At 43.5% G+C, this 14,425-nt stretch carries 13 protein-coding genes; 9 read left to right on the forward strand and 4 right to left on the reverse strand.

The genetic code is table 11. The features are described 5' to 3' along the window. The first annotated feature begins 65 nt into the window (after positions 1-65). The 4 genes from ACRQ5D_RS19545 to ACRQ5D_RS19560 all read left to right on the forward strand — a co-directional run bounded on the left by ACRQ5D_RS19545 (position 66) and on the right by ACRQ5D_RS19560 (position 2,245). Positions 66-587 (forward strand): KdsC family phosphatase, encoded by a 522-nt coding sequence (locus tag ACRQ5D_RS19545; RefSeq protein ID WP_090524424.1) that lies wholly within the window; start codon positions 66-68, stop codon positions 585-587. 185 nt (positions 588-772) lie between these two features. Next, positions 773-970: a Maf family protein gene (locus tag ACRQ5D_RS19550; protein WP_432326308.1), complete on the forward strand. Its 198-nt coding sequence runs from the start codon at positions 773-775 to the stop codon at positions 968-970. Next, positions 948-1,346 (forward strand): Maf family protein, encoded by a 399-nt coding sequence (locus tag ACRQ5D_RS19555; protein ID WP_432326310.1) that lies wholly within the window; start codon positions 948-950, stop codon positions 1,344-1,346. Before ACRQ5D_RS19550 ends, ACRQ5D_RS19555 begins: the two co-directional genes overlap by 23 nt. A 233-nt stretch (positions 1,347-1,579) precedes the next feature. Continuing rightward, complete coding sequence (locus ACRQ5D_RS19560; RefSeq protein WP_091171439.1) at positions 1,580-2,245, forward strand: DUF4136 domain-containing protein; 666 nt, start codon at positions 1,580-1,582, stop codon at positions 2,243-2,245. A gap of 264 nt (positions 2,246-2,509) precedes the next feature. Here the strand turns inward: ACRQ5D_RS19560 and ACRQ5D_RS19565 are convergent, their stop codons facing one another. The 3 genes from ACRQ5D_RS19565 to ACRQ5D_RS19575 form a co-directional block, all read right to left on the reverse strand. Beyond that, positions 2,510-4,795, reverse strand: a complete 2,286-nt coding sequence (locus ACRQ5D_RS19565) for a T9SS type A sorting domain-containing protein (RefSeq protein ID WP_432326312.1) — start codon at positions 4,793-4,795, stop codon at positions 2,510-2,512. A 233-nt stretch (positions 4,796-5,028) separates the two neighbouring features. Then, positions 5,029-7,152: a hypothetical protein gene (locus ACRQ5D_RS19570; protein WP_432326313.1), complete on the reverse strand. Its 2,124-nt coding sequence runs from the start codon at positions 7,150-7,152 to the stop codon at positions 5,029-5,031. Between the two features lie 682 nt (positions 7,153-7,834). Next, positions 7,835-9,820 carry a M1 family metallopeptidase gene (locus ACRQ5D_RS19575; protein WP_256337486.1) on the reverse strand — a complete coding sequence of 662 codons (1,986 nt, stop codon included), beginning with the start codon at positions 9,818-9,820 and terminating at the stop codon, positions 7,835-7,837. 160 nt (positions 9,821-9,980) lie between these two features. Here ACRQ5D_RS19575 and ACRQ5D_RS19580 point away from each other — a divergent pair, with 160 nt between their 5' ends. From ACRQ5D_RS19580 to ACRQ5D_RS19600, 5 genes are read left to right on the forward strand one after another with little or no spacing between them, the layout of a single operon-like run. After that, on the forward strand, positions 9,981-10,688 hold the full coding sequence (locus ACRQ5D_RS19580; RefSeq protein ID WP_091171451.1) for a carboxypeptidase-like regulatory domain-containing protein: 708 nt from the start codon (positions 9,981-9,983) through the stop codon (positions 10,686-10,688). Between the two features lie 22 nt (positions 10,689-10,710). Beyond that, positions 10,711-11,463 (forward strand): prolipoprotein diacylglyceryl transferase, encoded by a 753-nt coding sequence (locus ACRQ5D_RS19585; protein WP_091171455.1) that lies wholly within the window; start codon positions 10,711-10,713, stop codon positions 11,461-11,463. Next, the gene (locus ACRQ5D_RS19590) at positions 11,456-12,853 is read left to right on the forward strand and encodes a radical SAM protein (RefSeq protein WP_091171458.1); all 1,398 of its coding nucleotides are present in this window, start codon (positions 11,456-11,458) and stop codon (positions 12,851-12,853) included. Before ACRQ5D_RS19585 ends, ACRQ5D_RS19590 begins: the two co-directional genes overlap by 8 nt. Beyond that, the gene (locus tag ACRQ5D_RS19595) at positions 12,850-13,128 is read left to right on the forward strand and encodes a hypothetical protein (protein WP_091171461.1); all 279 of its coding nucleotides are present in this window, start codon (positions 12,850-12,852) and stop codon (positions 13,126-13,128) included. Before ACRQ5D_RS19590 ends, ACRQ5D_RS19595 begins: the two co-directional genes overlap by 4 nt. 19 nt (positions 13,129-13,147) lie before the next feature. Beyond that, positions 13,148-13,411 (forward strand): hypothetical protein, encoded by a 264-nt coding sequence (locus tag ACRQ5D_RS19600; protein ID WP_091171466.1) that lies wholly within the window; start codon positions 13,148-13,150, stop codon positions 13,409-13,411. On the opposite strand, the gene ACRQ5D_RS19605 is transcribed toward ACRQ5D_RS19600, so the two are convergent. After that, positions 13,408-14,334 carry a hypothetical protein gene (locus tag ACRQ5D_RS19605; RefSeq protein ID WP_091171468.1) on the reverse strand — a complete coding sequence of 309 codons (927 nt, stop codon included), beginning with the start codon at positions 14,332-14,334 and terminating at the stop codon, positions 13,408-13,410. The genes ACRQ5D_RS19600 and ACRQ5D_RS19605 overlap by 4 nt on opposite strands. Between the last annotated feature and the right edge of the window lie 91 nt (positions 14,335-14,425).

Consider the following 14,425-nt stretch of genomic DNA (forward strand, 5'->3'; position numbering starts at 1 on the left):
AAAATCGGTGAAATCACCTCAACAAATCGGTGGGATCACGAAACAAAATCGGTGTAATCATAACCATGGAATCATTCCTGAATAAATTAAAAGATATTACTACCCTCATTTTTGATGTGGATGGCGTTTTGACCGACGGGTCTGTTTTTGTAACGGAAGCTGGCGAACAAAGCCGCGCCTTTAATATTAAAGATGGCTACGCGCTACAGTTAGCTGTTAAATGCGGTTATAATGTTTGCGCCATATCGGGCAGCCGCTCAAAAAGTGCCATGTACAGGTTAAACAGCCTTGGCATCCAGGACGTGTATATGGGCACACATACCAAATCGCAAAGGTTCAAGATTTACCTGGAAGAAAAAAGCATAATCGCCACCAACGTTTTATACATGGGCGATGATATTCCCGACCTGGAAGTGATGAAGCTTGCAGGCCTGCCTGTTTGCCCTGCCGATGCTGTTGAAGAGATCAAAGCAGTTAGCGCCTACGTATCGCCCTACGGCGGAGGCAAAGGCTGTGCCCGCGATATCATTGAAAAAGTGCTTAAGGTTCAGGATAAATGGATGAGCAAACAGGCGTATAGCTGGTAGGGTTTGGTCCATAGTCCATAGCCCATAGCCCATAGTCGATAATCTACAGATCATGGTTCATGGAATAAACTCGGCAGATCATGGTTATCAATAGTTTTGTTGCTACTATGATCTATGAACCATTTGCTACGAACTAATCAATGCAGCTACCATGATCTATGAACCATCAACCATGAACTAAAAATATGAACATCATCCCACCCGTAATTCTCGCATCAAAATCGCCAAGACGGCAGGAGTTGCTCCGGCTTATGGATATTGATTTCAGGGTTGTGCTTAAAGAGGTTGATGAGTCTTTCCCCGATGGGCTTACCCCAACAGAGGTTGCCCTACATATAGCCCGTAAAAAAGCAGAAGCATTTGACGAGAACGGTAGGAGATGAGGTTGTGCTTACTGCCGATACTATAGTTTGTATTGATGGCCTGATACTGGGTAAACCCGAAACCCGCGCACATGCTATCGAAATGCTGCAAATGCTATCGGGCCGTGTACACCAGGTTATTACCGGTGTATGTTTGTTATATAAAGGGCGTTATAACAATTTTTATGATCTTACCGAAGTGCTCTTCCGCAAGCTTTCTGATGCCGAGATCAGTAATTATGTAGATAAGTACCAGCCGCTTGATAAGGCCGGATCATACGGCATCCAGGAGCTGATAGGCCTGATAGGCATCGAACGGATTGAAGGCTCATATACCAACGTTGTCGGCTTACCTACCCAAAAGGTTTATGCGCAATTGCGCAGCTTAAGCAAATAGATTTCCTGGTATTGCAACTCACACACCACATACAGGCGCAAGTATTGTGCGGCTGCCTGTGCGGGGATTACTTGTGCCTTTCGCAAACCATTTTATTCGTCGTTACAGTTTCGCTAAACATCGTCAATTTTGATAAAGCGTGTTTTTTCCGGTACAATTAAATAAATAATTATTTAATTTAAACCTTTGTTTCCTGCATAGTCTAACGTATTAAATAAAGGGAGTAATTTGTCATGAAAAAAACTATTAATACAGGGCTGGTGTTACTGCTGGTGGCTGCCTTGTCTGCATGCAGCAGTTACAACTATTACACCGCAGCCCGAAACAAAACAGATTTATCCGCTTACCGTACATTTGCCTGGCTACCTCCTGCAACCATGACCAATAAAGCCGGCGCAGTTGTAAAAAAGGAAGTGGCTGATGAAAAGGTTAAGGACGCGGCTATTTCGGCATTGGAAAACAAGGGGTTAAAATTTCAGGAAAATAACCCCGATCTGTTGGTAAGCTATACCACAGTTACCGGCAGGGGAATGAAAACTGAGTTTTATCCTTATTACTATGGCGGTTACCCGGGCTTCGGTTTAGGATTTGGCTGGGGTTGGGGAGGTGGCTGGGGCTATCGTCCGTTTTATGGCTATGGCGGTTGGGGTTGGGGATATCCTTATGGTTACGGTTATGGCGGCGGCGGTTATGCCCGCGTGCCTTACAAAGAAGGTACCCTGATTATTGACATTATGGATACCAAATCGCGCAAACTGGTATGGCGTGGTTTTGGTGTTGGCGAACTGCACAACCCGCAAAAAACTGTAAAGGAACTGCCCAAAGTAGTTAACGGCATTATTGAACAACTACAGCTTAACCAGGTACAGCAAGACCAGGTGCCAATGAAAAAAGCATAAGAAATTTGCTGATCAATTATTGAACTAATGCAAAAATCCCTTCGGGCGCTAAGCCTGGAGGGATTTTTGTTTGCGGTATAAATGGGTTACAGTAAAAATAAGGACGGCTACAGCTAAAACAATAACCCAGCCATCAAGCGGGCAGTTAGCGTCGCCATCGGCATTATCACAGGGATTATCTAACTGGGCAAAACAGCTTAGGGTGGCAGCCGCAAAAACAAGGGCGGTTAAAAAGAACTTTTTTTCATATGCGCAAATCGCTTGTTATTGTTTTAAAAATTTACCGGTGCCAATCAACTGTTTGGTTTTATTATCGGTAACCCTTATAATATATGTTCCCGGCACTAAACCGGTTACGTTGTTTTTCCAGTAAAGCTGTGTGATATTTACTGCCTTCAGTATCACACCACTGCTGTTGGTTAACTGAATATTATAGTTTGCTGAAGCGTTGGTTTGCCCTATGGTTAGGTTTAATGTTTCTGTTACAGGGTTTGGATATATCGTAAGCAGGCTATTGCTTATGTTATTTTTTGTATTGGCATACATTAATGGCAGCTCTTTTGACAGGCTGATATCATTGTTTAAATCAGTTAACTGAACACGGTAATTATTTAAGCCTTTTGCCGGGTTAGGGTCAGTATAAGAGTAAGTTCCCAAACCGTTCGATTTTATCACATCCAGGTTTTCCCAGGTTTTGCCGTTATCTGTGCTTCTTTGCAGCGTAAATGTGGTGTAGTTTGCCTCATTTTCAACAATCCAGGTTGTTTTAGCCCCGCCGGTTGCTTTTACGGCATTAAAATCAAGCAGCCGCAAGCCCAATGCAGGTGATTGGCGCAATATCAGCTGAAAACGTTTTTTACCAAAAGTAGCCGGGGTACTTTTATCAATATTGTAGCTGTAAATGTTGTTGTGTTTAAGATCCAACGAATCTTTAGTAAAGTTATCCTTAAGCCATATTTCATAAATGGCAGGTACGTTGCTAAGTGCTCTTAGTTTTAATTGATAAGGCCCGGATGAGGTAGCGTCAGACGTTAGGGGAATGATCTCCTGTTGCTTTTTGGGGAAAGGCCGGTGATGGATAACGGTTTTAACGCTATCGCTTGACAGGGCCGACAAGGCTATCTGTGCACCATTGGTGCCCAGGTCTTCCGCATCTTTACTATTTTCAAACGCTGTACTCGCGTCGTTATTAAATGCAATAACAATATCATCGGTATTAATGGAGTCCTTTATCATTTGCAGCCTTAATATCGGTTCGGCCAATGATGATGAAGTTTGTTGTGATGCTGCTAATTGTGCTTCGGCAGCCTTCAATATGTCCATGTCGGCAGCTGTGGCCGCCAGTTTCTGTAACCCCTTATCAGCAGGGGCACTTAATAAGGCTATCAGATTTGATGCCGTTGGTTGCGTTGTTGACTTCGCCGATTCCCTGAAAGTTAATGATTGCGAAGCTGAGGTAGCCTGTATAAAAAACGCCTGCCCGCTGGCTATCATATTACTTGCATAGCCATCGCTCGAAATACCGGGGTTAATATTGGTAGTCGTATCTGCTGTAGATATAGCAGTGGCCTTTTGCATGTAGCTGGCATACTGCTTTGTTTTTGGATTGTAAACCCATATTTTGCCCGGAGCAGATAGGGTTGCAGCCGAAGATACCTCTGAGGGGAAACCGGCCCCGTAAATTGAGGATGTGGCGGAAACGGTTGTTGTTGTGCCCCTGCGGTTAAATTTTTCCCAATTGATGGTGGCTGCGTAAGGATTTCCAACCAGGTTATATCCGTTAACCTGGCTGCCTGTAGTATTGCTGAACAAGAGGCTGGTTGTGCCGCTGTACCAGTTGGTTACTGTAATGTCACCTGTGTTTAATGTACCTGTTGTTGTTAAAGTGGTGTTGGTGGGTACATAGCTTGCGGTTGTTGAAGTTGCAAGATCGGCGGCTGTCCTGTCTCCCCTGAAAAAGAAAAGGAAGCCGTTTCCGACAGGTATGGTATGTGAACCGTCGGTATCAAAAATATAAGTTGGCGGGGAGTTGATATTGTTGATGCCCCTGAAATTACCGGCTGTAAAAGACGCTTGCGACGAGGCTATGTTTTCCCTGAAGCAATAAATTGTGGGATTGCCCGATTTATCAAAGCCGCCCGTTGTGCCTGTAGTGCCGGTTATCCATGATGAGTTTTTAAGATAATTTATACTGATTACCTTGGCTGATGAACCTGTATTAACGGGTGATGAAAGTAACCTGTACCCCCGGTTATATGAATTGCCGCCGCTTATAAAACGCTGTACGTTTACATTGCCTGTAATTGCTGTGCCGGAAGGAATAGCATCTACAGTGGCTGAGCCTGTTGCATCGGAGTTTAACGTTAAAACACCGCCGGCAGCAAGGGTAGCTGTACCGCCCATAGTAAGTATACCCGAGGATGATACCGCGAATTTACCGGCGCCCGACATGGTTTTTATACCGCTGCCATTAACAGTAACATTATTAAATTTTGTGCCGTTGGTGCTGTTGTCTGTAAGAGATTGAGCGCCTGCTTTACTAAAAAACACTGTTCCGGTGCCTGCCGTAAACGTACCCGTGTTGGTGTAATCGCCATTTAAGGTTAGTGTGCCCGCCCCGCCTGTAATAACAGCGCTGTTAGTAGTGTTGCCAGTAATACTAATATTGCCAGAACCCTGGGTTACGTTTGCCGAATTGCTCCAGGTTCCTGTAACAGTTATAACAGGGTTGTTCGTGTTAAGGCCTATTGCACCCCCGCTTGTGATCCAGTTTCCGCTTACGGTTAGCGCGCCGCCGTCGACAGTTTTGGCTGCCGCCCCTGATAAGGTGAGGTTATCATAGTTGGAGGGGTTGTACCTATAAAGCTGTCATTAGTGGCGTGTACAGTTTGCGTGCCCGAAGTAGCTGCGTAGTTAACGAGTCCGGTGCCGCTGCCGCCGGTGGTGAAATCGATAGTGCCACCTGTAGCGGCACTTATTGGGGTATTGCCTGTTAAGTTTAAAGTAGTAGCCCCGGTACCAGTATCCATATCAACGAGGGCCGCATTGGTAATAGTAAGACCCCCGCTGGTCATGTTTACGTAGCTTGAATTTGTGGTAGCTATACTACTTATTGTTAATATTCCCGAATTTAGATGGAACGTGGCGTTATTAACAGAGTAATTTTGTAATCCTGATGTATAGGTTCCCAATGCCGAGGAGGTAGTGTTTAAACTTAACGAATTGGTGATATTGAATACCGGAACCGTTGTATTTATTATGGTTGTATTGGATGTTGGGCTGACGCTTCTTGTAGGCGTAGGAGGAGTGGTATTATCGCCAACTACAAATGAGCTACAGTTTAATGTACCAGTACCTGTACCGGTAATGGTTGTTGTCACGCCGCCGGCACTACTGTTGTGATTTTGCGTGATGGCGCCGGTAACCGTAAGGGAGTAGGTATCTTTGATGGTTAATATAATAGATGGGGTTCCGCTCATTGTACTTTTTAAGGGGCCTAATATCAGGAAAGCAACATTAGGCACACTGCTTTGAACGGTGGGCTGGTTATAAAATGAAACAACGCCTATGCGTGCCGCATAGCTTGTAGTAGGAATAGTTGCTGGGCTCCAGTTACGGGTATCATTCCAGTTGCTGTCATATGCGCCTGTCCAGTCAATGGCATCATCAAAAGTTATAGTATTACCATTTGAGGATGGGCCTGTATAAGTAATGGCTGAGCTGTTTCCATTCCCCGTAAGGGTGTTAATACTGGTGACGGTAATAGTGCCTGTAGGGCTGCTGCCATAGTTTAGCTGGCTTTTTACTGTACCTGTATAAAAATAATAACCGGGGACAGAGTAAGATCCATCTGTATTGCCCGAGCTTGAGATAAGGTCGCCCACACTATAATCTTGTATAGCGTTGCCGGTGTAAGTTACTGAACTTATCAGTGCGTCTGTTGATGTGGAGTAATAGGAATCATCTGAACGGTAGAGACTTCCTGAACCATTGAAATATGCCTCGAACCCGGAGCCTGACGTGTTCAGTACCAATTGGTTGATAACGAAATTGCCTCTTGATATTATTTTTAACCCGTAAAGGATTACGCTTTCGCCGGCGTAGTAAGGCGGCTGTGTAACATTATTTGCCGTTCCGTTTGCGTCTGTTGTGGTAAATTGGAGTACACGGGTGTACATATCAAAATTATCCCATTGAAATCTGCCGGCAGTAGTACATGTTGATTCAAGATAGGAATAATAATAGCTGCTGAACCCGCTACCAGTTGTACTTGTACTTGAAGCAACAAGGGTTTTGGCTGTGGTCATGCCGGTTACAAAAACATCTTTAAATATTGCCCAACGACCGTCTTTCAACCGTTGCACTTTGATCATGTAGGTTTGCTGGTCGTTGGCCATGGTGGCATTGAGCAGCTCATTGTAACGGCCCGTCCCGGTATTTGAGTCATACCTATACCTTAAACTGAGTGTTGTACCGGTATGGGTTATATAAATGCCCTGCATGGTATTGGCTGTATACCCGTTGGCAATAAGCCAATAGCGCCATGAATTATTACCTACAGCCATCGCATCGGGGTCATCCGGGCCGGTTGCACTATTATTTTTATAAATGAAATTCCACTCAAAATCATTCTGAGTAAGATCTACGCTCCCTGATGTGCCGCTTCCGACAAAATCCCACCTGATAGCGCTTATGGCGTTGGTTGCAGGTACCGCGGATCGCAGGCTTACCGAGCCGTTTAAAGGACTTGTAGTTGATGCATCTATGGTAACCGACGAACTTGTGCGGGCGGCATTACCAACCCCGGTTGCTCCTAATGATGTTATATTACCGGCAGAGGAAGTTTCAAAGTTATTGTAATAGTAGGTAAGGTTATCGCTGGTTTCCTGGGCCGCAACTGCGCTCATCAGGCATAGCAGATATCCGGTAAATAAAACGCAGCGTAATTGTGATTTCAAATTTAATAGGGTTTCGGGCAAGTAATATCAATAATGATGCTGGTTCAATAAAACCGGATTAAAGTACAAATTTCAACTCAAATATGCGGTTGTGTTGCCAATGGCATCGGTTGTGATGTTTTTTATTGAAAAAATGGAAAATTTAGAGAAATTAATTATTGATTATTGTTTACACATTTTGGGGAATATTTTCTACTATGCTTTTAATCAATAAGCAGGCTGTTAACTTACAGTAAGAGCTAATTAATCACCGGGTAACGATAAATATTTAAAAATATTCCTGTTAGGAGTGAGGATTTTTGTTTCCGGTAATAAACTGTTCAGGTTTGATTGGGGTAATATGTCCCGTAATAATCATCACCATTGACTTTTGTCAACCGAATGCCGGTTAATGTAACGATGACTATATGTTACATGGGGGTTTCAGAGCGACGTTGGATAAGTGTTCAATTTTTAAAAAGCGGGTGTTCAACTTTTTGTGGTGCGGAATTGTAATATTCTGATTGTCAATGTATATGTGTTCAGTTTGTGTTTTGTGTAAAATGCAAGTATCTGATAATCAGTATTTGTTTATTTAAGAAAATACGCCAGGTGTTCCACTTTAAAAATTGAACACCTGGCATTATATGCTTTATTTAACCTTTTGGCTGTTATTGCCGCGGTTAAGATCAGGCAGGGCGTTGTCGGGATCAATGCTTACCGATTCAGCTTCCTGTTTAGTAGGCAGTGTATAAGTGATTTGCCCGGATTGCAGCCAGGTTTCAACCGGCAGGTAAAAGCGTTTTTTGCCGCCGTCTTTAAATTTTACCTCAACAGTAAACGGCATGGGCAACTGCTCTTTGTTTACCGCTTTGATGGTGATACCTTTGGATGCATCTTTACCTGCATATTTCGCGTCGATAAGCGCTATATCAACCAGCCAGTTATTGTAAAACCAGCCCTTCCAAAACCAGGAAAGGTCTTCGCCCGCCCCATTCTCTATCGAACGGAAAAAATCATCAGGTTGTGGGTGTTTGTAAGCCCACTGGTTAATGTAGTTTTTAAAGGCGTAGTCAAACCTGTCTTTCCCTAAAATTTGCTCGCGCAGCAATACCAGGCCAAATGCCGGCTTATAGTAGGTAAGCGGATGGCGGTATTTTTCGGGGATGGCATCAGGAGCCGTCATAATACTTGGCGATTGCGGATCAAGCAATGATGGGATAATTTCATCGGCGGGGTTGCCGCCGCCGGGAGCGTATTCACTATCGCGTTTAGGGGCATATTCACCTTTATTAAAGGCATCGGAAGCATATATATCGATAAAGGTGTTAAGGCCTTCATCCATCCAGCCATAGCGGCGCTCATTTGATCCCACAATCATCGGGAACCAGTTATGGCCTATCTCATGCGCGGTTACCCAGTAAAGCACGCTGCCTTTATCGGTGATGTCGTCAAACACAATACCCGGGTATTCCATGCCGCCGGCAATACCAGCTTCGTTAATAGCAACCGGGTAAGGATATACAAACCACTTTTCCGAAAAGTATTCAATTGATTTTTTGAGATATTCGGTAGCCCGGCCCCAGGCATCGTTGCCATAGCTTTCGGCCGGGTAAACGCTCATTGCTAATGATTTTTTACCGCCAGGCAGGTTAACCCTTGCTGCATCCCATATGTAAGCTTTTGATGCACCAAAGGCAACATCGCGGGTGTTGAGCATTTTGAAATGCCAGGTGAGGGTACCCTTGTTAACCGGGCGACTGGCAGGATCATTAACCTCGGCCAAATCACGGATCATGATGGTTTTATCACTGTTGCGGGCTTGGTCTAAGCGGACTATTTGTTTAGCCGTCAATACCTCTTTAGGGTTAAGCAATTCGCCCGATCCCGCTACGATCATATCCCATGGCACGGTTACCGAATAATCTATATCGCCATAATCTAAATAAAACTCACCGCTGCCCAGAAATGGTAGGGTATCCCAGCCGTGACTGTCGTCATAAACACACATGCGCGGAAACCACTGTGCAATTTCGTAGATCTTGCCATTTTTGGTATCGCAATAATCAGTACGGCCTCCAAAGGCACCGGGAATGGTGTAATGATAATTAATACGCAGTTTTATTGCCCCCTTTTGCAGCGGGTGTGCAAGGCGTACCTGCATGCGGGCATCTGTAATTACAAATGGTACGGGTTTAACTACATCGCCATTATCAACCGAAACGGATTCTATCTGGTAACCGCTGGTATGCTGATCTACACCGGGGGTATGGTCTGTGAAGAAGTTAGAGCGGGCATCCTGTTTATAAGTATTTTGATCAAGCTGCAGCCAAAGGTAAGGCAATGCATCCGGGCTGTTATTGGTATAGTTGATCACCACCGTACCGCTGATTGTTTTCTTAACGGTATCCAGGGCAACTTTCAGATTATAGTCTGCCCGGTTTTGCCAATACCTTGGACCGGGTGCGCCATTAGCCGAATGGAAATCGTTACCTTTTTCGGTATAAAACATAGGCGAGAAAGCCGCCGACGGGTTGTAGTTTGATGAAGTATCGTTTGGATTGAGTTTCCCTTTTTGCGCCGATGCGCTGAGTGCTAAAATCGACAGTAAACCAATGTCGATAAATTTTAATTTCATGGTGTGCATTTAAGCACCCAATATACAAAGGATGGCCGGAAAACAGTTTGTTAAAAAAGTTTTAAATAATTATGGAATTTTATGCCTGGTAGCATCATTGTAATAAACTGCTTAATCACCCGGATGAATTAATATATTTATCAATTAAAACGTCGGTATAATGTCTATTCAACAAATCAGCATACCTAAACCCTGCCACGAGCAATGGTCACAGATGGTGCCCGCTAACAGCGGTCGTTATTGTTATCACTGCTGCAAAATGGTTATCGATTTTACGGTAATGAGCAATGACGAGATCATTAAACTTCTTTCGGCAAAGGATAATGTTTGCGGCAGATTTGGCCAAATGCAGCTGATTGAAATTAATGCGGGTATTGGCGCAAATAAAAAGCGATCCTTATCATGGATTGGTATCCTGACAGCAGCAATAATAAGCTTAACCCAACTTGAAAAAGCTGAAGCCAAAACCAGGCACAACCTTGAGCAAGGAGAGTTTCAACGTAAAAGCAACTTGCTCATACCTGTCCCTACCGGTGTTCAAATATTAGTAAAAGGCCTTGTAACCGAAAAAGGGACTAATGTTCCGATTCCCGGCGCTACAGTCCATTGTAAAAACGGTGAAAGTGCAAGCACTGATGTTGATGGCGAATTTAAGTTTTTGGAACTTTCGGAGACAGATACCCTTGTTGTTGGCTTTATCGGTTTTAAGACACAGGAAATAAGGCTTGCCGACATAGCTGACAGGTCGCAAATAAAAATAGAATTAGAGCCGGAACCGCTAACTGAACAATTTGTTGTGGTAGGAGGTGTATTTGTGCGTCATTCTTTTATTCATCGCCTGTGGCATAAAATAAAAAACATATTTTAGGGCTTTATTATAAAAGCTAAACTTGCATTTTCCTGTAAATCTACCTTTAGGCAATTCATCAATTCCCGTACATTTTATTTGCGAGACACTGTCGTACTTTTTAGGTTATCAGTATTATGCCTGGTTGCGGAAACATACTGCCGATAAGATCAGTACCGAACATCGACTTATCATATTTATCGGTGCAGCGGCAGGCGCATTTATTGGCTCGCACCTTGTAGGGATCTTTGAGAACCCACCTTTGCTGTTCTCGCATTTCAATATCATCTATATTATGGGCAATAAAACCATAGTGGGTGGGATGCTTGGTGGATTGATAGGTGTTGAGCTTACCAAAAAACAATTGGGGGTAACCGCGTCATCTGGCGATTTGATGGTTTATCCGTTGATCCTGGCTATGGTTATTGGCCGTACCGGGTGTTTTTTGGCCGGGCTGGAAGATGGGACTTATGGCATAGCCTCCAACCTGCCCTGGGCTATTGATTTTGGTGACGGCATCCACCGACATCCTACTAATTTATATGAAATTGTATTTTGGGGAATGCTTTGGGTTGTACTCAAACTCATTGAACAAAATTATCGTTTTGCCGATGGCGCGCGATTTAAAGTATTCATGGCAAGTTACCTTGTTTTCAGGCTACTGGTTGAATTTATTAAGCCCGATTACTTTTTTGGTTTTGGTTTATCGGTAATTCAGTTAGTTTCTCTCGCCGGTATTTTGTATTATTATAAAGTATTTTTATATCCTAAAAAGCTGTTTGCAAACCATGCCTGAACGCCCGTATATATACTATGATTTTACGTTAAGCATTTGCTCCACCTGTTTACGACGGGTTGATGCCAAGATTGTTTTTGAGGATAATAAGGTTTACATGCTTAAAAACTGCCGCCGGCATGGTTTTGAAAAGGTGCTGATTGCCACAGATGTGGAATATTATAAAAACTGTCGCAACTATGCAAAGCGAAGTGAGATGCCGCTTAAGTTCAATGCCAAAATGCATTATGGTTGCCCTTATGATTGCGGCTTGTGCCAGGATCATGAGCAGCACTCGTGCCTTACCGTTGTTGAAGTAACCGACAGGTGTAATTTAAGCTGCCCTACCTGCTATGCCATGTCATCGCCCACCTACGGCAGGCACCGCACTTTGACCGAAATAGAACAAATGCTGGATGTTGTAGTGGCAAATGAAGGTCAGCCCGATGTGGTGCAGATCAGCGGGGGAGAACCTACGGTGCACCCGCAGTTTTTTGAGATCCTGGATATTGCCAAGAAAAAGCCTATTAAGCATTTAATGGTAAACACCAACGGCATCCGCATAGCTAAAGATGAAAATTTTGTAAAGCGGCTGGCCACATACATGCCCGATTTTGAGATTTACCTGCAATTTGATTCTTTCAAAAAAGAGGCACTTGAGCAGTTGCGCGGTGAGGATTTGCGCGAAGTAAGGCAGAAGGCTATTGAAAATCTCAATAAGTATAATCTGTCCACAACGTTGGTAGTCACTTTGCAAAAAGGTTTAAATACCGATGAATTAGGTGCAATTATTGAATACGCGTTGCAGCAACCCTGTGTTCGCGGCGTAACTTTTCAGCCTACGCAACAGGCCGGCAGGTTAGAGAATTTTAATGAACAAACCGACCGTTACACCCTAACCGAAGTACGTAACGCGATACTTGAACAAACCAGTGTATTCAATAAAAACGACCTGATCCCGGTACCTTGTAACCCGGATGCCCTGGTGATGGGTTATGCCCTTAAGCTTGGAGGCGAAGTGATTCCGCTGACCCGGATGATAAACCCGGATGACCTGTTGGATAACTCAAAAAATACCATTGTTTATGAAAACGATGAACGCCTGAAGGGCCATCTGCTTAATATGTTCAGCACAGGTAATTCGGTTGATAAAGCTAAAGAACACCTGCACTCGTTGTTATGCTGCCTGCCTGAAATTGACGCGCCAAGTTTAAGCTATGATAACCTGTTCAGGGTGATCATTATGCAATTTATAGATGCGCAGAATTTTGATGTTCGGGCTATCAAAAAATCATGTGTGCACATCGTAAATAAAGACATGCAGATCATCCCTTTTGAAACCATGAACATTTTTTACAGGGACGATAAGCGGGAATATCTTGAACAATTAAGAGGAGAAATTTTGGTATGACAGAGGAAGAACAATTACAACCACCCAATCAGCTTCCTGGCAACAAGCCCCAAGGTGGAATCAAGATAGTCGGAATTAACCTGGCAGTATTTGTTGGTTATACCTTGCTTAGTCTGCTGACCGATGGCGGTGTAATAGCTGGGCTGCTAATGGTTGCCCAGGTGATTGTTTGTATTATACTTTCATTGTATTTCCGTAAGTGGAGTTGGTTTTTAGGCGGCTTACTGGTTTTAGTAATTGGTTTTTCAACGTGTGTTGCAATGATAAGGATTTAGTATCTCACAAGTTGCTATAATGGAAACGCAGAAGAAAGACCCTGGCAGCAAAAAAATGATAGTTGTAGGTATCAATCTATCGATATTGGTAGCTTATACCATATATTTCAGATGGGTTGCTAATGAGGAGCTTATTATATTAGCTGAAGCGATTTTTATTTTTTTGCACGTAGTACTGTGCCTAATATTGGCAATTTTTGCTTTGAGAAAAGAATTTTTGTTTAGTGCGCTTGTTGTTCTGCTGATCGGTTTTTCGTCATGCTGGGTTGTTTTCTCCATTTAGGTTAACATCCCCGCCAAAACCCCTTCTTTTAACGAATTGGTACACATACTCACCTTATGAATATCCAGCGCATGCATAATGAAACGGGTAACTAACGATGCAGCTACAATCATATCAACCCGTACCGGGATAATCCCCGGATTACCCAAACGTTCTTTATGGCTCGAGAGGATGAGTTTATTGGTGATGGTTAACAGTTCTTCCTCATCAAAATCATAATGCTGAATACTCTTTAAATCAAAGGGCTGGGCCTTTTCTGTTTCAATCAATCCTGCAAAAGTTTCAAATGAGCCCGACGAGCCAACAAGGGTGTCAATTTCAATGCCTGTAGTGGCAATGAACAAATCATTCAGTGTATCCTCAAGATATAAATTCATAGCCTCGATAGATGCCGGCGGAATAGGATCGGTACGGTGGAACTGGTCCATAAGGCGTGCCGCGCCAACTTCAAAACTTTGTTTCCACAGGATCTTATCGGCGTTGCCCAAAATAAATTCAACGCTGCCTCCGCCAATATCCATGATCAGGGAGTTTTTGGCCGATAAGCAACCGCTTAACTTTACACCATTATAAATAAAACCGGCTTCCTGTTCGCCATCAATAATTTCAATACCAATGCCTGTTTTGGCCTTAACTTCTTTGATGAAATCTTTGCCGTTTGATGCGCTCCGCAAGGCCGAAGTTGCTATCGCCCTAACACCGTCAACATTATTGGCCTGTATAAGTTTCTGAAAGTGTTGCATGGTATTTATGCCGCGCTGAAAAGCATCAGACAAAATATACCCCTTGTTAATGCCTCCCTCTCCTAACTTAACAGCTTCAGTAATATGTACAATTTCATGATAGTTATGGATGTCCCCTTCGGCAATCAATAAATGGAAGGTATTGGTACCTAAATCCATTACTGCAACGCGTTTACTCATACGGCTAAAATAAATAATCCCCGAAATTGTTTAACTATTCCCGGGGATTTTATTCAGTAAATCCGAAATCGAACATCCGATGTCCGAAATA

Source organism: Mucilaginibacter sp. P25 (assembly GCF_050859465.1).
Taxonomy (GTDB): Bacteria; Bacteroidota; Bacteroidia; order Sphingobacteriales; family Sphingobacteriaceae; genus Mucilaginibacter; species Mucilaginibacter gossypii.